This is a genomic window from Vescimonas fastidiosa, from assembly GCF_018326305.1.
Taxonomy (GTDB): Bacteria; Bacillota; Clostridia; order Oscillospirales; family Oscillospiraceae; genus Vescimonas; species Vescimonas fastidiosa.
Genome location: NZ_AP023415.1, coordinates 1,251,635 through 1,275,306, shown reverse-complemented (window position 1 = coordinate 1,275,306; position 23,672 = coordinate 1,251,635). Strand labels below are relative to the sequence as shown.

The following is a 23,672-nucleotide window of genomic DNA, read 5'->3' as shown; positions in this document are numbered from 1 at the left end:
ATATCTGCCGGCCTCGGCATTGTAATCTGTGCCGGCCAATGGTAAAATAATTTATATTAAATGCCGCACAGTGTGCACTGTGCATGATAGCAGGAAAACAGATGATTGACCCTGTAGAGGTGAAACCAAAGGAGATATAATATGGACAAACAAAGAGGAAGCTCCCGGGCCAGACGCATCCGCCGCACCAAGGTCGACTGGTTTGGCATTATTATGATGTTTGTGCTGCTGGTATGTAGCCTGGCTATTTTTGCCCGGCTTATGGCCACCAAAATGCTCACAACCACCAATATGGTGCTGATTATGGTAGCGCTGCTGGTGGTGAACGGGCTGCACATTTTCGTGCAGCTGCCCTTGCGGCGCAATAAGCTGGGCAAGCTGATCTGCGGCGCTTTGGCTGTGGTGTTGTCCGTGGCGATGATCTACGGCACCGTGGCCGCCGGGGCGGTGCAGTCCGCCCTAAATAAGATCTCCGGCATCATGGTGGAAAAGCAGGTGACGGCGGTGATCGTCATGAAAGAGGACGACGCCACAGATCTGGGAGATACCCGAGGCTATAAATTCGGTATCCTGGCCAACCGTGACCAGGAGAACACCCGGAAGCTCCTCAGTGCCATGCAGGAGAGCATGGGCCAGATCGACACGAGGGAATACGAGACACCAGCCGCTATGGCAGATGCCCTGTACGATGACGAAATCCAGGCTATGATTCTCAACGAGGGCTACATTTCCCTGCTGACGGAGCAGGAGGATTACAGTGACTTCTCCAGCCATACCAAGATCATCTATGAGTATGTCACGGAGCATGAGATCACCTCCATCAAGCCCTCTGGCTCCATCACCAAGCAGCCCTTTGTGATCTATTGCAGCGGCAGCGACGAGCGGGACTCCGACATCAACGCCAAGAGCCGCAGCGATGTGAATATTCTGGCGGTGGTGAACCCCAAGACCCGTCAGATCCTTCTCATCAATACCCCCCGGGACTACTACCTGCCTTTGGCCTTCAACGGTGAGCTGGATAAGCTGACCCACGCCGGTATGTATGGCGTGCAGGAGAGCATGGCTGTGCTGGATAATCTCTACGGAACCAAGACCTCCTATTATGGTCGCATCAATTTCTGGGGCCTTATCGACATCGTGGACGCCCTGGGCGGCATTGATGTGTATTCAGACTACTCGTTTACAACGGCTGCAGGAGATGTTGCAGGATACGGAGACCGGGAGTATAGCTACACGGAAGGCTGGAACCACATGAACGGCATCGAGGCCCTGACCTTCAGCCGGGAGCGCTACTCCTTCTCCGACGGTGACAACCAGCGGGGTAAGAACCAGATGAAGGTCATCCAGGCCATTATCGAAAAGGCCACTTCCCCCAGCGTTTTGGCGAAATATCAGGATCTGCTGAAGGCGGTGTCCGACAACTTCATTACCAACATTTCCTACGACCAGATCTCCTCCCTGGTGCAGATGATGCAGAAGGACGGCGCATCCTGGAACATCCAGACCATGTCCGCCACCCAGGGCTCCGGCGATACCATGCAGCCCTGCTACTCCTCCTACGGCGAGCTGCTGTATGTAATGCCGCCGGATTATGACTCCGTGAACCGTATTCGTGAGGTTATCGACCAGGTGATGAACGGCGAGGAGATCGTTCTGCCCGCGGAGTAAACCGAACAAAAGATAATACTATAAAAGCGGCATTGCCTGCGGTAAAAGCGGGCAATGCCGCCCTATGAGGAAGAGAGAGAACGACTATGTCGGAAATCGGAGCGACCAGAAACCAAAAGATCACGGGGCACCTGTTTGCCCTGTTTACCACCCTGGTATGGGGCAGCTGCTTTGTGCTGACCAAGGTGATGCTCAATGCCTTTACCCCCATCCAGATCATCCCCCTGCGTATGGGTCTTGCCTACCTGGCTTTGTGGGCACTGCGTCCTAAGACGCTGAAGCTCCCCTGGAAGGATGAGCTGATGTTCATTCTCATCGGCATCACCGGCGGCAGCGTCTACTTTTTCCTGCAAAATACCGCTGCGGCCCATACCTCTGCCGCCAATGTGAGCATTCTCGTGTCCATGTCCCCCATCATCACGGTGATCCTGGCGCAGTTTTTCTCCCAGCGGGGGGAGAAGCTGGGTAAATGGGTGTATATGGGCGCAGTGGTGGCCATCGCCGGCGTTATCATGGTGGTGCTGAACGGCACACTGACCTTCCATTTGAGCCCTCTGGGAGACCTGCTGGCCCTGGCGGCGGCCCTGATGTGGGCGGTATACTCCATCCTCATTAAGAAGTATACCGAGCGGTATGATAATTTCCTGGTGACCCGCCGGGTGTTCCTGTGGGCATTTTTGACGGCGGTGCCGCTGATGCTCATCACCGACGGTATGCCCAGCCTGACCCCGCTGTTTACCCAGCCGGGTATCCTGCTGAGTTGGCTGTTTTTGGGCGTGTTCGGCAACGCCGTGTGCTTTGCTCTGTGGAATATTGCTTTTAAGAACCTGGGCGTGGTCATTACCAACAACTATCTGTACGCCACCCCCTTCGTCACCGTGGTGGTAGGCTGGCTGCTGCTGGGCGAAAAAATTTCCCTCATGAGCATCCTCGGCGCCGTACTGATCACCCTGGGCGTGATTTTCGCCAATAAGCAGACGGCAAAGACCGGCGAATAAAAAATTCGAAAGGGGAGAAGGCAAAGCTTCTCCTCTTTTTGTATACTCCCACCCCTTTGGCGGAACAATTTGGGGTAGGCGCCCCGGGCGTATAGACATTTCCCCGCCCGTATGGTACAATGTTTTTACTTTTCTAAAAAATCACGAGAGGAGCTGCTCTATGAATACCAACTGGAACGACCCCGATTTTCAGGGCTTTGCCCACAAGAATCCCTTTGTCGGGAGACCTAAGCGGGAGAAAAAACCCCGCAAGGCTGTAGGCACCCCGGTAGGCCGCACGGTGCTGAACCTGGCGGTCACGCTGCTGGTGGGCGCGGTGTATTACTATGTTTGCCTGCCGGCGCTGAACCTGCACAGCCAGTCCTTCTATGTGTTTGCCCTGCTGCTGTGCGCGGTGTACTGCGTTATGGCCATTCTCACCTCCGGCTTCCAGGGGGAGGGACCCAAGGGGTACTTCGGCTTTGTGAAAAAACAGTGCAAGATCCCCTTTTTCCTGGCCCTGGCCCTGGTGCTCACCGCCGTGGTGGGCAGCGTTATCGGCTTGCGCCTGTTCCGGGCCGCGGATTACCGGGATCTGCTCACCGTAGAGACCGGTGACTTTGCCAGCGAGGTCCAGGAGATCTCCTTCGACCAGATCCCCATGCTGGACCGGGACTCCGCCACCAAGCTGGGCAACCGCAAGCTGGGTGAACTGGCGGACATGGTCTCCCAGTTCGAGGTGGACGACGATTACACCCAAATAAACTATAAGGGCCGTCCCGTTCGTGTCACGGCCCTGCGCTATGGCGACTGGATCAAGTGGCTGAATAACCGTGCGGATGGCCTGCCTGCCTATCTCATCATCGACATGGTGACCCAGAATGTGGAGGTGGTGCGCCTGGATAACGGCATCCGCTACACCACCGCCGAGCATTTTGGCCGCAATCTTCAGCGCTACCTGCGCTTCCACTATCCCACCTATATTTTTGACACCCCCGCCTTTGAGATCGACGAGGACGGCAACCCCTACTGGGTCTGCCCCCGCATCACCAACACCATCGGTCTCTTCGGCGGTACGGATGTGCTGGGGGCGGTGCTGGTGAATGCCGTCACCGGCGATACGAGCTACTATGAGGTGGGGGACATCCCCACCTGGGTGGATCATGTGTATAACGCCGACCTGATCATCAGCCAGTACGACGATCACGGCACTTATATAAACGGCTTCATCAACTCCCTCTTCGGCCAGCGGGATGTCACCGTCACCACAGCGGGCTATAACTATATCGCTCTGAACGATGATGTGTATATGTATACCGGCATCACCTCCGTGGTGTCCGATGAATCCAACATCGGCTTCATCCTCTCCAACCAGCGCACCAAGGAGACCCGCTTCTACTCCGTGGCCGGCGCCGAGGAGTATTCCGCCATGGATTCTGCCCGGGGCCAGGTGCAGCAGATGAACTACACCGCCACCTTCCCCCTGCTGCTGAACATCGCCGACCAGCCCAGCTATTTCATGGCCCTGAAGGATGCGGCGGGTCTGGTGAAAATGTATGCCATGGTCAATGTGAGCCAGTACCAGATTGTGGCCACCGGCTCCACCGTGGCCGACTGCGAGAGCAACTATCGCCTTATGCTGGCCCGCAACGGTCTCATTGACCAGAGCGATACTGAGATCACTCCCTCCGGACAGAGCCAGGTCACCGGCGCCATCGCTGAGATCCGCTCCGCCGTGGTGGAGGGCAACACCTGGTACTACCTGCGTCTGCAGGACGGCTCGGTGTATTACGCCATCTCCGCCGCCGACGATAAAAACGCCGTTATACTCTCCGTAGGCGACCAGGTTACCATCACCTTCGCTGAGGGGGAGGAGAAGATACTCTCGGCTTACACCGTCACAGCGGCTCAGTAAGAGGAGGAAGCTATGCCTGACTTTATTCAAGCGGCGGACTGGGCGATTCTGCACTGGATCCGGGAGAACCTGCACTGCGGAGCCTTAGACTTTCTTATGCCCAAGCTCACCCTTCTGGGGGAGGGCGGCGCTGTCTGGATCGTGGCAGGCCTTGCCCTCACGGCCAGCAAAAAGTACCGCAAGCACGGCATTTGCCTGCTGTTGGCGCTGCTGGCGGGCTTGCTGATCTGCAATATCGGCCTTAAAAACATCGTGGCCCGCCCCCGGCCCTGCTGGCAGGAGGCCGTGGATCTGCTGGTGAAGAATCCCAGGGATTACTCCTTCCCCTCGGGCCACACCTGGTCCGCCGTGACCGGGGCCTGGGTCATCACCGCCGCCAACCGTAAATTCGGCTGGTGGGCCATCCCCCTGGCCGCAGCCCTGGCCTTTTCCCGGCTGTATCTGTTCGTGCATTTCCCATCGGATATTTTATCCGGCGCCCTTATCGGCGCGGCACTGGGGCTTGCCGCCGTGGGCCTGAGCCGCAAGCTGCCGGACAAAATCCGCCGCGTTTATACGAAAAAGAGAAGCTGACCGCCTGTTAAAAAGTCCCGCAGAGCTTGCCGCCTGCAGGGGACAAGAACATCACTTCCCCTCCGGCCTGCGCCGGAGGGGAAGCCGGTTGTGGCGGGCTGAAGCGAGTCTTTGACCCCTGTTTATGGATACCCTCTTAAAAATCGACTCTATATCCGTAAAATATTGTGCAATTTCTTTCTTTACATCAGCTATTAAAAGTGCTAAAGTAACAATAACAATTTTAATAACACTGCAACGCGATGATGGACTCCCAGTAAGATGCTGCGGCGTTCCTATGCAGAGAGCTGCCGGTCGGTGCAAGGCAGATAGGAAGCGGCATCCCAATTACCGTCCTGAGCAGCGCTCCGAAGCCCTCTGAGGTGGTAGGCAGCGCCGGGTGCGCCCGATACAGCGCTGCGGGCATGATAGTGCCCCATGAGGCCGCTGCGGCGGCAAACTGAGGTGGTACCACGGGTTTTCTCGTCCTCTGTGTCCTTTGGGACACGGAGGGCGTTTTTGTTGCCCGTGTCATTTAGCGGTAAAATTTGAACTATATGAAGGAGGAGCTTACCATGCCTGCTATTACTTTTTACAAACATGAACCCATCCCTATGGAGATGCACAAGGTGAAGATCGTGCAGCAGCTTCATCTGCTTCCCACGGCCCGGCGGCTGGAGAAGATGCAGCGGGCGGGGTTCAACACCTTCCAGCTCCACAACGGAGATATTTTCCTGGATATGCTCACGGATTCCGGTGTCAACGCCATGTCCGATCTTCAGCAGTCCGCCATGCTGCGGGCCGACGATGCCTATGCAGGCTCCGAGACCTTCTTCCGTATGCGCGATAAGCTGGAGGAGCTGTTCGGTATGCCCTTCTGCCTGCCTGCCCACCAGGGCCGTGCCTGCGAGAATATTCTGGCTACCCGCTTCGTAAAGCCCGATAGCTGTGTCATAATGAACTACCACTTCACCACCGCCAAGGCCCACATCACCCGCCTGGGAGGCCGGGTGGAGGAGCTGGTGCGGGCCGAGGGCCTGGTGAGCAAGAGCGACCTGCCCTTTAAGGGCAATATCGACCTGGAGGCCCTGGAGACCTGCATTCTCCGGGAGACGCCGGCCAATGTACCCTTTGTGCGCCTGGAGGCGGGCACCAACCTCATCGGCGGCCAGCCCATTTCCTTTGCCAATATGCAGGCCGCCACGGACATCTGCCGCCGCCACGGCGTGCTGACGGTGCTGGATGCGTCCCTGCTGCAGGATAATCTGTACTTCATCAAGACCCGGGAGAAGGAGATGCAGAGCCTGTCCGTTCGGGAGATCACAAGGAAAATCGCGGACCTTTTCGACATCATTTACTTCTCGGCCCGGAAATTCGGCTTTGCCCGGGGCGGAGCCATCCTGGTGCGGGATGAGGCGCTGTTTCATTCCATGGAGGACCTGGTGCCCATGTTCGAGGGCTTCCTCACCTACGGCGGTATGTCCGTGAAGGAGATGGAGGCCATGACCGTGGGCTTCGAGGAGAGCATGGACATGGATGTTATCTCCCAGGGCCCCCAGTTTATCGACTACTGCGTGGACAGGCTTTCGGAGTACGGCATACCCGTCATTACTCCCGGCGGCGGCCTGGGCGCGCATATTGATGTAAAGGAATTTTTGCCCCATGTGCCCCAGACGGAGTACTCTGCCTGCGCCCTGGCCTGCGCCCTGTACATCTGCGGCGGCATCCGGGGCATGGAGCGCGGCACCCTTTCCGAGGAGCGGGAGCGGGACGGCAGCGAGCGCATTGCGTCCATGGAGCTGCTGCGCCTGGCCTTCCCCCGGCGTGTATTCACCCTGTCTCAGACAGAGTATGTTATCGACCGGGTGAAGTGGCTCTTTGACCACCGGGACCTGGTGGGCGGCCTGCGCTTTGTCCACGAGCCGGCCACTCTGCGCTTTTTCACCGGTGTGCTGGAGCCCACCTCAGACTGGCCGGAGAAGCTGGCCGCCGCTTATCGGGCCGACTTCGGTGACGAGCAGTAATCCTCTTTTCAAAAACAACACCGCCGCAGACCCATCACACAGGGTCTGCGGCGGACATTGTTTCTAGAGGTATCCCGGCGCTTGCTGCCCAAGGCAGCGAGGCATTCCGGTCAAATTATAGCTGTCGGAGCTGGCGGCAAAGGAGACGGCTTACCGCATCGGCGAACCAGCCCACCGAGGGGATGCGCTCCATGGCCTGCCCGTAAATCTTCCGGGCGGCGGGCAGCTCTCGGTCGCTGCCGGTGAAGATGCACACCGGGCGGATGCCCTGACGGCGCAGGATGGCGGCCTCGGCGGCGGTGTCGTCCACGCCCCGCTTGCCGCTGTAGTTATAGCCCCCCAGGGGCAGGGCGCCTATGGGGATGCGCTGGTCGTCGTTGGGGCTGGCATCGGACAGGATCAGCAGCAGCCGGTTGGGGCTGCTGCGTTCCCGCCGCATAAGCCAGGAGGTGGCCCGCAGAGCCAGTCCGTCCCGGTTCCACCCGGCGGACACATAGTCAAAAACCCGTTGGTTTTCCTCGGGCTTATCATAGTCCCGGAGGATCTGTAAAACCGTGCAGCCGCTGACCGAGCAGAAGGAAATGACCCGGACGGGGATGGCGCAGCGGGTGAGACTTTCCACAATGATGTAGGCCTGGGTGGCCAGCTTCTCCTGCTGGCGGTTTTGGGAGGCGGAGCCGTCCAGCAAAATGTCCACGGAGAGCTCTCCGGGCTGGGCATCGCTTCGGCGGGAAAAGACCCGGCCATCTCCCAGCAAAACCGCGCGCCAGGCCACTTTTCCGCACAATTGCCCCACCCGGCTGGGGGTGGGATCCTCGTCCTGGGTCAGCAAAAGCGTATTCTGCAATTTTTGGGTGAGCTGGGCAATGGTCAGGCGGTTTTGGGTGAGGTTTGCCTGATAATAGGCCCGATTTTTCTCTCGCTGACGCTTAAAATTCTGCACATCCCAGGCCGCTTCCGGTGCCATTTGGTGCGAAATCGGTGTACCTTTGGTGAAGTGCAGGTAGCAGTTTCGGTGAACATCCGTACACAGCTCCTGCTCTGCCGCGTGGAGTTCAGAGGGGGTGAGCATGGATGCGCCGAAGCAGCTCTCCACATACCGGCGGAGGATGGGCTCCGGGGTCCTGCCCTGAAGAAAGCTCAGAAGGCGCAGGGGCTTTCCCTCTCCCCCTCCACCGGTGCCCTCGCCGGGGTCGGTTCGGCCCAGAGCCCGGAGGGCGTTGGGCCGGATGAGACGGATGCCGCCGCCCTTGCCGACGATATTACGCCCGGCAAAGGCCGCCCACTGGCGGTCGGTGACACTGCGGCGGGGTCGGTTGTAAAATTTGAATAGAAGCTCCTCGGTGCGATTGATGACCCTCTGCTCCTTCCATTCCGGGTCATAGTCCAGGGCGGTAAGGAGCCCGGACAGCCACGGGTCCTCCGGGGCTTTTTCCGTGATAAGACGCTGAGCCCAGGCGGCCTGCAGGCCCTGGGCACTCTCCCGGGGGTCCTGGGGGTGGGGCTGGGACAGGATGCGCTGGGCATAGGCCCGGCGCAGGACCGGGAGAGCCGGGCGATCCTTTTCGGCCCGGGTAAAAACGGCGTGCTCCAGACCCAGCCAAAATACATCGGTGTACAGGCCGCCCTTGATCTGCTGCTGAAAGCTGTGGAGCATGGGCTGGAAGCGGGCAAAATCGTACTGCCCATAGGCCAGCCCCATGACCGTGTTCATATAGAGGTCGGCATCGCCCTCGGTGTCAAAGGCCGCCTGCTCCGGGCGGATGTCGTAGCGCCCGGCGCCGTTCCAAATTTGGTTATAGGCCCGACGGCTTTGTACTTCTTCCCGATCCATACTCAGTCACCAAAGAGCTGGGAGCGGTCGGTCTTTTCGGGGATGCGGGCCCAGACCGTGTCCGCCGCCAGCTGCTGCTCAAAGGGCTCAAAGGCCTTGTTGATAACGCCCAGGCGCAGGGCCTGGCCGGCGCTGATGCCCTTTTCCATCAGGTGCAGGGCGGAGAGGAGGCCCCGCAGGTCCAGGGCCTTGGTGGAAATTTCACCGCTGTCGCACTTTTGCCGCAGGTCACGGAAGAGGGCGGCGAACTGCTCGGCCCACTGGTCCTTCAGCGTGGGGAAGCTGCGGCGCAGGAGCTTTTTCAGATTTTCATCGGAGATGATGGGCATATCCAGGACCACGAAGCGGGAGACCAGGGCCTCGTTGAGCTCCCGGGTGCCGGCATAGCCGTAGTTCATGGTGCCGATGAACCGGGTGGACTCGTCCAGGTGGATGCGCTCGTAGCCGGGGACATCAATGACCCGGCGGTGGTCCAGTGTGGCGTGGAGAACGGCCAGAGCCTCGTTTTTGGCCATGTTCACCTCGTCCAGCACGCCGAAGCCGCCCAGGCGGGCACATTTGCAGACGGGGCCTTCCCGGAATGCCACCCGGCCGTCCTGGAGGGTGTCGGCGCCGATAAGGGCGGCGGCATCCACATTCACATACATGGACACATCCCACACCGGGCGTCCAAAGACCGCCGCCAGATTTTCAGCCAGGACATTTTTGCCCGTGGCCTTGGGGCCGGCCAGGAGCAGATGCTCCCCGCACAGGAGGGCCGCGGCGGCACTCTCCCAGATCTCCTGGCCATAGTAGAGATAGCGGGGGTGGGGGACACGGTCCGACGCCTCGGAGGGCGCAGGATGGGTGTCACGGAAATGGCGGATCTCATCCAGCAGAGCAGAATCGATGCCTTCGGCTTGCAGTTCTTGAAAGATGTTCATGGTAGATACCTCCGAGAGATGGATTGGTATAAAATGTAAGAAAAAAGAGGCGGCTGAGACTGTCGAAAAACCCTCCGGGTTTTTCCGACAAAAGGCTTGCAGTCTGCTGCGCACATAATTTTGAGCCCTTGGCTCAAAATTATGCACTGGCAGCCTGAGAGGTATTTTCTCTCACGCACAGGTCGCGAGAGAAAATGATCCCAATTTTTTGCCGCCTGCGGGCGGCAAACTCTGCGAGGCTTTTTTGACACGCTGCGCCGCCTTTATGTGGGGCTTTTTGCTAGGGCGATTATACACCTGACAGGCGTAAAGTTTTCGCCAAGAAATGAGGCGCTTCCGCTTTTTTTGCGCGGCGTGCGGCGGGAGAGGGGCCTTAGAGGGGGTTTACCCTATTGTGCGTTGCTTTTTGGCGAAAAATATGATATATTTTGCTTAAATAATTGCTTACATGACCAGAGGAGATGCCCTTATGAACCGTGCGCTGCACCAGATGAAAAAGGAAGGCATAATGGAGAAATGCTTTGACTGCTACGCGGAGAACGGGCTCACGGGGACGGGGATCAAGGCTCTGGCGGAGAAGTACAAAAACGGTGGGGAGGTGCAGGGCGTTGCCGGGAACAGCCAGCAAGAATAAGGGGCGGCTTTGGATCGCTGTGGGGCTGCTTTTGGCCGCACTGACGGTCCTTCTGCTGCTGTCCGGAGACCGGCAGGACAGACGGGTGGCTGTGGATGACGGCACCGGGACGATTTGGATTACGCCCATTGCGGATCTTCCGGTGAATTCCTTCGCCCAGAGCGACTTTGTACAGGACGACGCCGGAACGGCCTATACCGGCGGGGCCTACACCGCCAGCCAGGGGGTGGATGTGTCCGAGTGGCAGAAGGAAATTCAGTGGCAGGAGGTGGCGGCAGGAGGCATCGATTTCGCCGTGCTGCGCTGCGGTTTTCGCCGCTATGTCAGCGGAAATCTGGAGCAGGACGCCTCCTTTGAGGCCAACTATGCCGGGGCAGGCGAGGCGGGGCTGCGCCGAGGGGTGTACTTCTTCTCCCAGGCCATAACCCCGGAGGAGGCCCGGGCTGAGGCCGCCTATGTGCTGGAAATGCTGAACGGTCGCCCTCTGGAGCTGCCGGTATTTTACGACTGGGAGACCGTCGAGGCCGAGGAGGGCCGGGCCAACGGACTGGACGGCGAGACGGTCACCGCCTGCGCGGCAGCCTTTTGCCGGGCCATTCAGGACGGCGGCTACCGGGCCGGGGTCTACTTCAACCTGCAAATGGGCTATCATACCTACGGCCTGGAGCAGGTCCGGGACTGGGTCTGGTGGCTCGGTGAGCCGGGGCAGCACCCTACCTTTTACTACGAGACGCAGCTGTGGCAGTACGACCACGGGGGCACCGTGCCGGGTATCTCCGGAGCGGTGGACCGGAATTTGCTGTTTGAGGCGGCGGAGAAGGCCGGATGACGGCGGCGCTGCCGGGGCAGGTAAAAAAAATAGAGACAAAGGCGCAGGACACCCTTTCTCGGGTATCCTGCGCCTTTACTTTTGTTTATCCTCAGCCTTTAGCGGATGAAGTGGGTCCAGGCGTGGGGCTCGGTCTCGGGGAGACCGTAGCGCTCCTTGCCCAGGGCGATGCTGCGCATAAGGAAGGCCATATTCCGGGCCAGGACACGCATGGTCTGCCTGCCCTCCTCATCCGCCGCCGCTTCGCCGGGGGCACGGCCGTGGATGCTGTTCCAATACTGGCTGGAGGCGATGGGCATATTGCTGATGGTGAAATACTTATTCAGCTCGTCAAAGGTGGCCGAGCAGCCACCCCGGCGGGCGCAGACCACACTGGCCCCCACCTTCATGGTCTTGTCGAAGGGGGTGCTGTAAAACAGGCGGTCCAGAACGGCAATGAGGGTGGCATTGGCGGAGGCATAGTACACGGGACTGGCCACCACCAGGCCGTCCGCCGCCTCAAATTTGGGGGCCAGGACATTGACGGCGTCATCGAAAACGCAGCGGCCCAGCTCCCCGCAGCGACCACAGGCAATGCAGCCGCGAACGGCCTGCTGACCCACCTGAACGGTTTCGGACTCGATGCCCAGGTCGGCGAAGGTACGCTCCAGCTCCCCAAGGGCCAGGGCGGTGTTGCCCTGGGGCCGGGGGCTGCCGTTGATCATCAAGACTTTCATAGAAATCTCCTTTCGAATCTGTTTCTGTTATTTATCCCCGGCAGGCAGCGATTTGCTGGCGAACACCGGAAATGAGCAGAGTGGCAGTGGGAAATTTGCCCGTCACAGGCGGACAAAATATGCGCGCAGCAGACTTTGAGCCCTTTGCCGAAAAAAACCTATGGATTTTCGACAGCTGCAAGCCGGGCGGTGGGAATGCCACCGCCCGGCTGGGGAATGCGTTTAGCTATGGGAGCTATGGGTTACTTCTGGGTCTTTCTGCGGCGCAGAGCCAGGCAGGCACCCAGAGCCAGGAGGGTAACGGTGCTGGTGACGACATAGGAGCCGATAGCGGTTTCGTCGCCGGTCTGGGGGCCGGAGTCGGCGGCCGGAGCCTTCTGGAACACGAAGGTGATGCGGCCGTCGCCGCCGTCGATATTCTTATACCCGGTCACATGGCCGTTTTCAAAGCTCTGGACATAGTTGGCCAGGACCATATAATCCTGCATGACATAATCCAGCTCATTAACGGCACCCTTGAACATTGCGAAGCCGTCGCCCAGGTCACGGAGGGTGTAGTTATACCCGGCCAGCTTATACTCCTTGGTCAGGTCCAGAGCCTCCCAGGTGTTGGTGGCACGGTTAAAGATCTGGACATTCTTGACCCGGTATTCCCCGGTGGGGCCGCCGGTCCAAACGCCCTTTTCATCCTTCTGGACGGTGGAGGCGATATAGGTGTGGATCTCGTATTTCAGGCCGGAGACCTGGAGGAAGCCGCCGTTTTCCTTGGCGATGTCCGCATCAGCGTTCCGGGCACCCCACTCCAGGGCATCCAGGAGCATCTGGCCGGTGACCCGCTGCAGGCAGGCCACATTGCCGAAGGTGTGGATCTCCTTCATCTTCTTGTAGGTGAGCTCGCCGGTGATCTCATTATTGCGGACGCCGCCGCCGTTCATAATGGCCACATCCACGCCCTGATCCAGGAAGAGGTGATACAGGGCATCGGCGGCGAAGTCGCCGGTATTGGTCTCACGGCTGCGCACCAGGCGCTTGCCATCCTTGTTGTGGTTGCCCAGGACGCTGTCGATGGAGCCGATCTTCTGGCCCAGCTCGCCGTCGATCTGCGCGATCCAGGCATCCTCCAGCTCCTTGACCGCCCAGTTCTGCACGGTGGAGACAGAGGAGAGGAGCTTGGTGGTGATCTGGCCGTTGGCGGTGATGGTCAGCTGGCCCAGGTTCTTCAGGTAGCTGCCGGTCTGAGACAGGACCACATCGTGGCCCGCCTTATCCTTGACCAGCTCCTGCTCCACTACGGAGTGGGAGTGGCCGTCCAGGAGGGCATCCAGACCGGTGACATGGGCGATGACATCCTTGGAGGTCCAGGGGCGGCTGGACTCGTCTACGCCCAGGTGAGCCAGGCCGATGACATAGTCGGCTCCGGCGGCCTTCACTGCGTCGATGGCGGCCTGAACGGAGTCGTACAGGGCCTGGCCGTCTACGCCGCCGGCGATGCCGTAGATGTAGTTGCCGTTGCTATCCTGGAAATACTTGGGGGTGGACTTGGTGAAGGACTCCGGCGTGGTGATACCCACGAAGGCCACCTTCTTGCCGTCCAGGTCGAAAATCTTGTAGGAATCCAGGACATTGGCGCCCTTGACGCCGTCCTTTTCATGGTAGAAGTTGCAGGAGATGTAGGGGACGATGCCGTTCTTGGCGATAGCCAGGGCCCGCTCCATGCCGTAGTCAAACTCGTGGTTGCCCAGAGTGGCCAGGTCATAGCCGGCGGTCTGCATGAGTTTGAGAATGGTTGCGCCGCTGTCCATGCCGCCGTAGGCTGTGCCCTGAACATGGTCGCCGGCGTCCACCAGGAGGACATTTTTGTGGGTGTCCAGCAGATCGTCGCGGTAGCCGGCTACATCGGAGTAGCGCAGGCCCTTACCCGTCTTATTGTCGATATAGGTGTGGACATCGTTGGTGTAGAGAACGACGATGTCATCGGACTTTGCGCTGCTGCTGTTGATGATCTTCCAATTGGAGGTGATGTTGGGGGTAATGCCCTTGCTCTGCCCGGCGGTCTGCTCCTTGATGTAGTTAACCAGGAGACTGCGGGCCTGGCCCTCGTCCTCGCCGTTGATCATGTCAAACTGGGAGGAATAGATGATGCGGTCGGGGTCATTGGCTTTGAAGTTGCAGCCGTGGCTGTTGAGGTAATTGACATAGTCGCCGCCGCCGTTAAAGCGGTAGTTATTGAGGACAACGGTGAACTCCTGATCGTCGGTGACGGGCTTGGCGTTGTAGGTCATCTTGACCACCCGGGAGCCGGCAGGCTGGGCGGCGTCGATGGTGTAGGAGAAGCCATCGCCGTAGATGACATCGTAATAGGTCAGGCCGCCCTTAATATCGAGCTTGCCGTTGTTCTCATAGATCTTGCTGGCGGAGTATTCCAGCCAGGTGCGAACCTCCTTGCCGTTCATTCTGATCTGATAGAACCAGTTTTCAAAGCGGTAGAGGCTGAACATATCGCCCAGGCAAATATCCCCCTTGGGGATGAGGTTTTCCTTGCTGCCCGAGGTCAGGGGCGCGGAAATGGAGAGCTGGGCGGGGGTGTCGTCGTCGGGGTTATTGGGGGTGTTCTTGCCGGTGCGGTCATAGGCGCCCAGAATCTGCACGCGGTTGACCAGGTCCATAAAGGCGGAGGGAGCGGTGCCCAGCCCGGCGGCGGAATAATCGCCGTTGGACTGGCCGATGACCTGGAGCATATAGTCCTTCCAGGTGGCCTCCTCATAGGGCTTGAGAATCTGGCCGAGCTCCGGGTCGATGTCGTAGCAGGGCACCGTCTTACCGCTGACCCTCTGGGTCATGGCGATATTCTCGGCATCCACCAAGGTCGCCGTCTTTGTGGCCTTGTCATAGGTCACGATGACCTGGCCGATGGCCTTGGCCTTGGTGTTAGGCTGCACGATGGGGATGCTCTTGCCGTCGGTATTGGTAGCGCTAAGGACCTTGGTGCCGTGCTCGTGGCCGGAGAACACAAAGTCGATAGAATTGGTCTTTTCCACCAGGTACTTCACCGAGTCCATGGCCAGGTCGCCGGCCTCGGAGGTGTAGGCCATGCCGCAGTGGGTCATAACGGCGATCATGTCGGCCTGGGCCTTCATCTCCGCCTCATAGTGCTTATAGGTCTCGTAAATGCCCGCAAAGTGGATGCCCTCCCAGTTGGCAGGGATGTCCCACTTGGGGATGTTGGGGTTGGCCAGGCCGATGATGGCCACCTTCACGCCGTCAAATTCCCGGATCTCATAGGGCTTGTAGTTTTTCCAGGTTTTCCAGCTGTTGGGATCAGCCGCCCGAGCCTGGGCATCCAGGTAATTGGCGGCCATAATGGCAGCGGGGGTCTCCTTGCCGCTGGCGGCGGAGGTCAGGTAGTCCATCTGGCGGTTGAGAATGCCCAGACCGTAGTTGAACTCATGGTTGCCCGGAACCCAGAGGTCGTAGCCCAGGGTACGGAAGGCCTTCATGGCGGGGTCGTCCGCCTCGGGCTTGTTGAAGGCGTAGTAGTAGGTCAGCGGCGCACCCTGAATGGTGTCGCCAAGGTCCGCGAGATAGAGGTTTTCGCCGTATTTCGCGCGCATTTGCTTGATGTAGGTGGCGATGCGGGTCAGGCCGGTGGTGCCTGTCCCGCTGGCTTCATAGCCGGCGGAGTAATCTGTGGAATAGATCTGGCCGTGCAGGTCAGAGGTGACGAGGAACGCAAACTCCGTGGTCGTCGCTCCCGTGGTGGGTTCTGCACTTGCCGCAGGCACAAAGAGGCCTATAACGATCGCAAGCGTCAGAAACAGGGATAGAATCTTCTTCATGTCCTTTCTCCTTTTTCCTGATATGTGGTCGTCTTCTGCGGGGTCATGCCCTTATTATACAGGAAGGGGAAGAAAATGAAAAGGGGTTCCTATCGGGTATAATTGTCAAAGTTTTGCAATGGAATTTGTGAGTATTGCCATATAATTGGCAAAATTAACGACGTTTTTCGTGATATTCTGTTGCAGATTATGGTGGAGGCCCGGGGAGACCATAGAAAGGCAGAGAGATTTTTTGTTGATGCAAAGCCAAAAAAGAGTAAAGTTTTTCCATGAAATGAGAATGGATTTTCACCGGCTGCGGTAGGGGGCGGCGCGTTTTTTTGGAGCCCGGGGGACACATACGGACAAGGGACGGCGCATAGGGTAGGAGAAGAAAGGTGGGGGTTTTATGGCGAAGAAGACCGTGCGGGTGTTTTTGCTATCCAGGAGGGTGGCACTGGCGGTGGGGGCGGTGCTGGCGGCAGCGGCTATTTTCGGGGCGGTACACATTCCGGCGGCCGTTTCCGCAGCGGGGACAGCCCGGCAGCTGCCGATATACAGCGTGGAAAGGCCGTCGGAGGAGGGGGAGAAATTCTGCGCTATTTCCTTTGACGCCGCCTGGGGAAACGAGGACACCCAGATGCTCCTGGACATTCTGACCAGGTACGATGTGAAGGCCACCTTCTTTTTGGTGGGGGACTGGGTGGATAAATACCCGGAATCCGTGAAGGCCCTGGGGGATGCGGGAATGGAGGTGATGAATCACTCCAATCACCACGACCACTTTAACCGGCTCACCGCTGATGAGATCGTGGCGGATGTGACGGCGTGCAACGACAAGGTGAAGGCCATTACAGGCATCGCCCCCACGCTGATCCGCTGCCCCTACGGGGAGTATGACGACCATGTGATCTCCGCCATCCGGTCTATGGGGATGGAGCCGATTCAGTGGGATGTGGACAGTCTGGACTGGAAGGACTACGACGCCAAGACGATTTTTAAGCGGGTGACGGAGAATTTGCAGCCGGGGAGCATTGTACTGTTTCACAATGCGGCGCTGCACACGCCGGAGGCTTTGCCGTCTATTTTAGAGTTTATGCAGCAAAACGGGTACACGGTGGTGCCTATCGGACAGCTCATTTACACGGAGAACTACACCATTGACCATGCCGGGCGGCAGTGGCCGGCGCAGGAGGAAAAAGCCGCCTCCTGACCGCGATTCAAACAAAAAAAGACGGGCGGAAGTGCATCCGTCCGTCTTAAGGCAACACCGCACAATTAAAGCTGCGGCGCTTTGCGGAAATTTTGCGCCCTGATTTCGTTGCGATTTCTTGCAATACATCAAGTATTGCTTCAAAACCGCGCCTTATCAGGTCGCAAAATTTACTCACAAATCGCTCTTGTCCAATTATGCGGTATTGCCTTAAATTTTTCCGCCTTATTCCCGGTGCAGGCGTGCCTCCTCCTCCCGGAGAAACATGACCAAAAAGCTCACCGTAAGCAGGGCGCTGGAGAGCCAAATGGTTTTTTCGCCCCAGCGGAGGGTGACCACACTCCCCAGGCCAGCGCCCAGGGCGAACAGCAGTACCACGCCGAAATAGGTCAGGGCGCTGCGAAGAATTTCCTTATCCCGGGTGTGAAAATAGGCGCAGAGGGCCTCGGTTCCGCTGCGCATATTGCCGATGCACATGGTGCTGGCGTAGGCATGGCCCCGGATCTTGCGGAAGGTCTGCACCTGCATGGCGCAGACAAAGGACACCACCGCATTAGCCGTGGTGTTGAGGCTTTGGGGCAGAAAGCCCACGGCAATGAGCAGAATGATCTCCGCCAAAAGGATCATCTGCCGCCAATGGACCCGCTCCATGTGCTTGAAGCGGCGGTGAACGCACTCGGCAATGAAGATACCCAGCAGGAACGACAGCACAGGCGCCAGATAGTGCAGGGTGTGAGACCAGTCACCCTCAAAAAGCGTGGTGCTCAGAAGAACGATGTTACCCGTTTGGGCGTTGGCAAAGACCTTGCCCCGGCAGACATAGGTATAGGCGTCCTGGAGGCCGCCGGAGAGGATGATGAACAGGGCCGTGACCATGGAGTCGGACATCTGGCCCCGGCGCTTGGGAAAAAGGGTCATGGTATCGCTTCCTTTACTTGGCTACGGGTGCATCGGGCCAGTAGATCACATAGCACTCCTGCATTTCACCCATATAGAAGAAGATATTCTCTCCCATCTGGATGTGCTGGCCGAAGGTCAGGTCCGGCACGAACAGGCGGCCGCTGGTGCGCTTGGGCCCCTTGATGGTCAGCCCCTCGGGGGTGGGGTGGCGGCGCAGGGCGTTGGCGGCCTCCTCCAGGCCGGGGAAGTGCAGGGTGCGCTCCAGGTCGGCCAGCTGGGTGGCGCCGTTGATGTAGACCAAATGGTCCTCATTTTGGAACCAATGGATTTGCATGGGACAGTCCTCCTTATGCTTTTGCAGACAGTATAGCACAGTTTTTGCGCGGTGGGTAGAGGGGCCTTTAGTCCGGCATGAGATGGGGACGGATTTTTCTGCGGTACAGGCGCAGCCAGCAGACCGTCAGGGCGATAAGCAGCACCAGCCAGGAGGCGGGGTAGGAGGCATAGACCCAGGTGACGGGCATGGTATCCGTATTTATCGCCGCGATCCAGAGTAGACGGAAGACGCAGGTACACAGCAGATTGATGACCACCGGGCGCACCGGGCTGCCGCAGCCGCGTATGGCGCCGGTGAGCACATCCGCCAGGCCGAAGATTATGTAGGGGGCGACCGCGATGTAAAGCCGCACCGTACCGGCGGCCACCACGGCGGGGTCTTGGTTATAAATGCGCAGAAGGGGCTGGCTGAACACACAGGCGACGGTACACAGAATCGCCCCCGTGACCACGGTACACAGCAGGCACTTTTTCAGGATGTCCTTCACCCGGTCATATTTTCCGGCGCCGATATTCTGGCTGAGGAAGGTCTGGGCCGTCTGGTGGAAGGTGTTCATGGACACATAAATGAAGCCGTCGATGCTGCCGGCGGCACTGCTGCCGGCCACGACCACGCTGCCGTAGGCATTGATGGCTCCCTGAATGGCCAGATTAGCGAGGCTGAAGAGGCAGCCCTGGATTCCCGCCGGGATGCCCACCTTGGACATGAGGGACAGGCTGCGGCGGTGGATGCGCAGCTTGCGCCAGGAGAAGGCCAGCTCGTCCTGGGAGCGCATAAGGCTTACCAGCACCAGCACGGCGCTGAGGACCTCACTGATGACGGTGGCCAGAGCCACGCCTGCCACATCCATCTGAAAGGAGATAACAAACAGGAGGTTCAGCGCCACATTCGTTACACCGCTGATGGTGAGAAAGAGCAGCGGGCGCTGGGTGTCGCCCCGGGCCCGGAGGATGGCGGCACCGTAGTTATAGACTGCAATGGCGGGGGTGCCGAGGAAATAGATGTTGAGATAGATCCGGGCCAGGTCGAAAATGTCCTCCGGCGTGGAGATAAGCTCCAGTATCCAGGAGGCCGTGGCGCAGCCGATGCCGCCCAGGATCACACCGCCGATCAGAGCAACCGCCACCGCTGTGTGAACGGCCTCGGAAAGCTCCTTTTGCTTATCTCCCTCGCCCAGGTAGCGGGCCACCAGCACATTTACGCCAATGGAGATACCGATGAGCAGGTTGATCATCAGGTTCACAATGGCGGTGGTGCTGCCCACGGCGGCCAGGCTTGCGTAGCTGGCATAGCGGCCCAGAACCACCACATCCGCCGCATTGAACAGCAGCTGCAGGATGCTGGAGGCCATCAGCGGCAGGCCGAAAAGCAGAATCTTTTTCAGCAGCGGGCCCGTGAGCATATCTATGGAGCCGCCGAGTCTGAATTTGTGGGCGTGTCTGTGGCTCAGTTGTCCGTTCATGATTATCCTCTCTCCTCTGTCCCGGTGGGGGACGGATCTGTTCTGTGGCAGCAGGATCGGCGCAGATATACTCTGCTCCGCCCTGTACGCTGGCTGTCCTGCTATTATAGCGTTAAGGAGAGGGAAAAGCAAGGGTGGGGACATGGGCGGCGGAAAATTTTTTGCGCAAATGGGGCCCATTCGCGCAAATTTGCAGAGTTTGCGTGTTTCCGCCATGGTATTTTTAGGGGAAAAATACTATAGTAAGATTAAATAGGTATATTCGACGGGAAAGGTGATAGAAATGAAAAACAGAAAGTCGTCGATTTCGGCGGAGACAGGGCCCTGGCGGCTGTGGCTGTGGGCCGCGTGCGAGGGGTTCGTGCTGTTCTCTCTGCTGCGGTGTATGCGTCTGGAGTCTGTGGGCGATGCGCTGGTGTGCCTGCTGGTAGGCGCAGGGGCGACTGTGCCCTGGGTGCTGGAGCGGCTGGGCTACCGTATGAGCGGGCCGCTGTTCGTGTTCACCCTGTTTTACCTGCTGGCGTCTATGTCCGGGCGCATTTATAAGCTGTATTACCTGGTGGCCCATTGGGACAAGATGCTGCACCTGTGCGGCGGCGTGGCCTTCGCCTTGGTGGGCTGCTACATCCCGGTACTGCTGGACAAAAAGTATAAGGATGACCGGACTCTGCGCATCCTCTTTGCCATTTTGGTGTCCATCTCCGTGGCGGCCCTGTGGGAGTTTTACGAGTTTGGCATGGACAGGCTTTTCGGCATGGATATGCAGCGGGACACCATCGTTACATCCCTGCACTCCTATGACCTGGGCGGCGCCGCCGGGGTCATCGGCAGCATTGAAAGCATTAACAGCGTCACCGTAAACGGCCAGGCGCTGGAGGGATACCTGGACATCGGCCTCATTGACACCATGGGCGACATGATGATCGAGACCGTAGGCGCGGTGGCCTACGCCGTGGCCTATGCCCTGGATAAGGGTCGGCACCCGGCCTTTATCGCCCTCCCCGCCCCTTGCCGTCACCCGGTACGGGAGGCAGCCCATGCCCAGAGTGAGTAAGACCGCAGCCGACCGGCAGCACCTGCGGCTGGCCAAGGTGTTAGTGGGCCTGGTTTGGCTGGCCATCATTGCCCTGTGCCTGGTGCATAAGGACAGCTTCACCCTGGAGGGAATCCTCACCTATACCCCGGACAAGCCCCTTTTGGCGGCCCTGGTGCTGGTGGCGCTTTTCGCGGTGAAGAGCCTGAGTGTGTTTCTATACAGCGGATTTTTGTACATGGCTGCCGGGGTGCTTTTTCCGCTTCCGGCAGCCATTGCGGTGAATTTGGCGGGTACGGCGGTGATGGTCACGCTGCCGTACCTGCTGGGGCAGAAGCTGGGCGGCCGGGCGGTGGAGTACATCCTGAGCCGCTGGCCCAAGGCGGCGGCTCTCCACGACCTGCGCTGTGACAGTGACTTTTTCTTTGTGCTTCTTATCCGGCTGCTGAATGTGTTTTCCCTGGATATGGTCAGTGCCTATATGGGCGCGGTGGGGGTGAAGTATCGGGCCTATCTCCCGGCTTCGCTGCTGGGGCTTGCGTCTATGTGTGTGCTGTTTCCCATCATGGGCGGGAGCCTTGCGGATGTGCGCTCACCGCAGTTTCTCCTGTCGGCGGGCATCCATCTGGCCATTATGCTGGTGTCCTGCGCCGTCTTTTACCTCCGTCAAAAGGAAAAAACGCATAAGCAGTGAAGAATGAGGCGGCAATAGAGCTGAGATAGTACAGGCCCTGTGCCATTTTAGGATCGGATATAAAACCTATCACTACGAGGTAAAGCCCCCCGGCGGATGCCGAGGGGCTTTACCGAGACTGTCGAAAAACCCTCCGGGTTTTTCCGACAAAAGGCTCACAGTCTGCTGCGCGCATAATTTGTGCGCCGTAGACGCACAAATTCCACACTGGCAGCCTGAGAGGTATTTTCTCTCACGCACGCACATGTCGCGAGAGAAAATAATTTCATCTCTTTGCCGCCTGCGGGCGGCAAACTCTGCGAGGCTTTTTTGACACACTGAGTAAAGCCCCTCGGCGGATGCCGAGGGGCTTTACCCTGTTAGGAAAAATATTTGAGGAGAGAAACTGATTAGTTATCCAAAGACAGCTTCTTAGCCGCCCGCTTCTTGCCGTACATGCAGCAGGCAATGACATACGCCACGGCGCAGACAACACCGATGATGTAGGCAATGGTCCAGGGAATGTTGAAGCCGATCTTCGCGTTGGCGATGTAGGTCACGCAGATGAATGCGTAGAAACAGCCGGGGATCATGGGCATCCAGGCCCACTTAGCCTTGCCGTTTTCAAACATCCACACGGCAATGCACATCAGGGCGAACAGAGCCAGGGTCTGGTTGGCCCAGGCGAAGTAGCGCCACAGGATCATGAAGCCGTTGTTATTGACCTTGGCAAAGACCAGGATGGCGATGACCAGAGCGAAGATGGGCAGAGCCAGCTTGATGCGCTTGCCGTTGGTGGACTGGTCGATGTGCATGGTCTCGGACAGGCTCAGACGCAGAGCGCGCAGTGCCGTATCGCCGGAGGTGATGGGCAGAACGATAACGCCGATCAGGGCGATGATACCGCCGATGTGGCCCAGCAGTTGCTTGCAGACCACGCCCACAGTGCCGGTGGCCAGAGTGGCCTCGGGGCTCTGGAGAGCCAGGTTGTAAACGCCCATAGCACCGGCAGCCCAAACCATGGCGATGAAGCCTTCCAGCACCATCATGTTATAGAAGGTGTTGCGGCCCTGCTTCTCGCTCTTCATAGTGCGGGAGATGATGGCCGTTTGGGTGGAATGGAAGCCGGAGAGGATGCCGCAGGCCACCGTTACGAAGAAGATGGGCAGGAAGTGGCCGTTTGCGAAGTAATCAGCATAGGTAAAGGGCTTGCCGGAGCTGGCGATGGTCAGGATGGGGGAAGACCAGTCGTCCCAGATGTTCAGCAGGGGATAGCCATTGACAAAGATGCCGATGAACACGCCGATGGCGGAGAACAGCAGGATGCCGCCGAAGATGGGGTAGACCTTGCCGATGATGGCATCGATGGGAAAGACGGTTGCAATGAGGTAATACAGGAAGATCACACCGTAGATGATCCAGGTGGTGGGATCACTGGCCTTGCCGGTGAAGCCAAAGACCTGGGTGGCGGCAATGTCGCCGGGGGTGTAGATGAACACCGCGCCCACCAGCAGAAGCATGACGCACACAAAAATATTATAGAACTTATAGATACCCTTGGGGGAATAGCGGCGGATCATCTCAGGCATCTGGGTGCCGCCGTCACGCAGGCAGATCATGCCGGAGAAGTAGTCGTGCATGGCGCCGCCGATGATATTGCCGATGGGGATAGTCAAAAATGCGATGGGCCCGAACAAAATGCCCTGGATGGGCCCGATGATGGGGCCGGTACCGGCAATGTTCAGCAGGTTAATCAGGCTGTTCTTCCAGCCTTTCATAGGAACAAAGTCCACGCCGTCTTCCTTGGTGTAGGCGGGGGTCTTGCGATCATCAGGACCGAACACCTTTTCACAGAAGCGACCGTATAGTGCGGCACCGCCGATCAAGATGACCAAGCCAATAATGAATGTAGCCACAAAAACACACTCCTTTGTAAAAGCGATTTCTCTGTTTTCTTTTTTCTTTTTTCGACATCCGGATCGTCAAAAACCGATGCTCAAACTATAGCACCATTTCCCGTTAATTTGTTGACAATAAAAAAAGAAATAGATTAAAAAACCGTTAATGAAGTAGTAAACTTTGTTAATTTGCACCGCTAAAGGAAAGTCTGAAAAACCGTTAGGGAACCTTACTTTTTTTGAGTGTAAAAAAATCTTACAAAGTTTTA

Annotated in this window: 18 protein-coding genes and 1 other annotated feature; of the genes, 10 read left to right on the top strand and 8 right to left on the bottom strand. The window is 58.3% G+C overall.

The genetic code is table 11. The features are described from left to right. Positions 1 to 141 precede the first annotated feature (141 nt). The 5 genes from KI236_RS06035 to KI236_RS06015 all read left to right on the top strand — a co-directional run bounded on the left by KI236_RS06035 (position 142) and on the right by KI236_RS06015 (position 7,136). On the top strand, positions 142 to 1,668 hold the full coding sequence (locus tag KI236_RS06035) for an LCP family protein (protein WP_212820202.1): 1,527 nt from the start codon (positions 142 to 144) through the stop codon (positions 1,666 to 1,668). A gap of 86 nt (positions 1,669 to 1,754) precedes the next feature. Then, positions 1,755 to 2,666, top strand: a complete 912-nt coding sequence (locus KI236_RS06030; RefSeq protein WP_212820200.1) for a DMT family transporter — start codon at positions 1,755 to 1,757, stop codon at positions 2,664 to 2,666. Between the two features lie 160 nt (positions 2,667 to 2,826). Then, positions 2,827 to 4,560, top strand: coding sequence for a CvpA family protein (locus KI236_RS06025; protein WP_228738095.1), 1,734 nt, complete (start codon positions 2,827 to 2,829; stop codon positions 4,558 to 4,560). A 12-nt stretch (positions 4,561 to 4,572) separates the two neighbouring features. Beyond that, entirely contained in the window at positions 4,573 to 5,133 is a 561-nt protein-coding gene (locus tag KI236_RS06020; protein WP_212820197.1) for a phosphatase PAP2 family protein, read from the top strand. A 233-nt stretch (positions 5,134 to 5,366) separates the two neighbouring features. After that, positions 5,367 to 5,606 (top strand) — a binding site (T-box leader). Positions 5,607 to 5,687: 81 nt separating this feature from the next. Beyond that, positions 5,688 to 7,136 (top strand): tryptophanase, encoded by a 1,449-nt coding sequence (locus tag KI236_RS06015; protein ID WP_212820195.1) that lies wholly within the window; start codon positions 5,688 to 5,690, stop codon positions 7,134 to 7,136. A 115-nt stretch (positions 7,137 to 7,251) separates the two neighbouring features. Here KI236_RS06015 and KI236_RS06010 read toward each other — a convergent pair whose 3' ends face one another. Together KI236_RS06010 and KI236_RS06005 are read right to left on the bottom strand one after the other, a co-directional pair. Then, complete coding sequence (locus tag KI236_RS06010) at positions 7,252 to 8,970, bottom strand: vWA domain-containing protein (RefSeq protein WP_212820193.1); 1,719 nt, start codon at positions 8,968 to 8,970, stop codon at positions 7,252 to 7,254. Between the two features lie 2 nt (positions 8,971 to 8,972). Next, entirely contained in the window at positions 8,973 to 9,893 is a 921-nt protein-coding gene (locus KI236_RS06005; protein ID WP_212820192.1) for an AAA family ATPase, read from the bottom strand. A gap of 469 nt (positions 9,894 to 10,362) precedes the next feature. Between KI236_RS06005 and KI236_RS12130 the strand changes: the two genes are divergently transcribed. After that, positions 10,363 to 10,527: a hypothetical protein gene (locus tag KI236_RS12130; protein ID WP_228738094.1), complete on the top strand. Its 165-nt coding sequence runs from the start codon at positions 10,363 to 10,365 to the stop codon at positions 10,525 to 10,527. Then, on the top strand, positions 10,502 to 11,356 hold the full coding sequence (locus KI236_RS05995; RefSeq protein ID WP_212820190.1) for a GH25 family lysozyme: 855 nt from the start codon (positions 10,502 to 10,504) through the stop codon (positions 11,354 to 11,356). The genes KI236_RS12130 and KI236_RS05995 overlap by 26 nt, the downstream gene beginning before the upstream one ends. Positions 11,357 to 11,454: 98 nt before the next feature. Here KI236_RS05995 and KI236_RS05990 read toward each other — a convergent pair whose 3' ends face one another. Both KI236_RS05990 and KI236_RS05985 read right to left on the bottom strand, forming a co-directional pair. Beyond that, positions 11,455 to 12,072 (bottom strand): flavodoxin family protein, encoded by a 618-nt coding sequence (locus KI236_RS05990; RefSeq protein ID WP_212820188.1) that lies wholly within the window; start codon positions 12,070 to 12,072, stop codon positions 11,455 to 11,457. A gap of 242 nt (positions 12,073 to 12,314) precedes the next feature. Then, entirely contained in the window at positions 12,315 to 15,908 is a 3,594-nt protein-coding gene (locus KI236_RS05985; protein WP_212820186.1) for a 5'-nucleotidase C-terminal domain-containing protein, read from the bottom strand. A 388-nt stretch (positions 15,909 to 16,296) separates the two neighbouring features. Here KI236_RS05985 and KI236_RS05980 point away from each other — a divergent pair, with 388 nt between their 5' ends. After that, on the top strand, positions 16,297 to 17,100 hold the full coding sequence (locus tag KI236_RS05980; protein ID WP_212820184.1) for a polysaccharide deacetylase family protein: 804 nt from the start codon (positions 16,297 to 16,299) through the stop codon (positions 17,098 to 17,100). Between the two features lie 225 nt (positions 17,101 to 17,325). Here KI236_RS05980 and KI236_RS05975 read toward each other — a convergent pair whose 3' ends face one another. The 3 genes from KI236_RS05975 to KI236_RS05965 form a co-directional block, all read right to left on the bottom strand. Then, on the bottom strand, positions 17,326 to 18,018 hold the full coding sequence (locus KI236_RS05975) for a YoaK family protein (protein WP_212820182.1): 693 nt from the start codon (positions 18,016 to 18,018) through the stop codon (positions 17,326 to 17,328). A 13-nt stretch (positions 18,019 to 18,031) separates the two neighbouring features. Next, positions 18,032 to 18,334, bottom strand: coding sequence for a hypothetical protein (locus tag KI236_RS05970; RefSeq protein WP_212820179.1), 303 nt, complete (start codon positions 18,332 to 18,334; stop codon positions 18,032 to 18,034). A 67-nt stretch (positions 18,335 to 18,401) separates the two neighbouring features. After that, on the bottom strand, positions 18,402 to 19,799 hold the full coding sequence (locus KI236_RS05965; protein WP_212820178.1) for an MATE family efflux transporter: 1,398 nt from the start codon (positions 19,797 to 19,799) through the stop codon (positions 18,402 to 18,404). A 283-nt stretch (positions 19,800 to 20,082) separates the two neighbouring features. Here KI236_RS05965 and KI236_RS05960 point away from each other — a divergent pair, with 283 nt between their 5' ends. Continuing rightward, a complete protein-coding gene (locus tag KI236_RS05960; protein ID WP_212820176.1) occupies positions 20,083 to 20,853 on the top strand; it encodes a hypothetical protein in 771 nt (256 codons plus the stop codon). Then, the gene (locus KI236_RS05955; protein ID WP_212820174.1) at positions 20,837 to 21,526 is read left to right on the top strand and encodes a TVP38/TMEM64 family protein; all 690 of its coding nucleotides are present in this window, start codon (positions 20,837 to 20,839) and stop codon (positions 21,524 to 21,526) included. Before KI236_RS05960 ends, KI236_RS05955 begins: the two co-directional genes overlap by 17 nt. 389 nt (positions 21,527 to 21,915) lie before the next feature. Here the strand turns inward: KI236_RS05955 and KI236_RS05950 are convergent, their stop codons facing one another. Beyond that, the gene (locus KI236_RS05950; protein ID WP_212820172.1) at positions 21,916 to 23,421 is read right to left on the bottom strand and encodes a carbon starvation CstA family protein; all 1,506 of its coding nucleotides are present in this window, start codon (positions 23,419 to 23,421) and stop codon (positions 21,916 to 21,918) included. Positions 23,422 to 23,672: the final 251 nt, after the last annotated feature.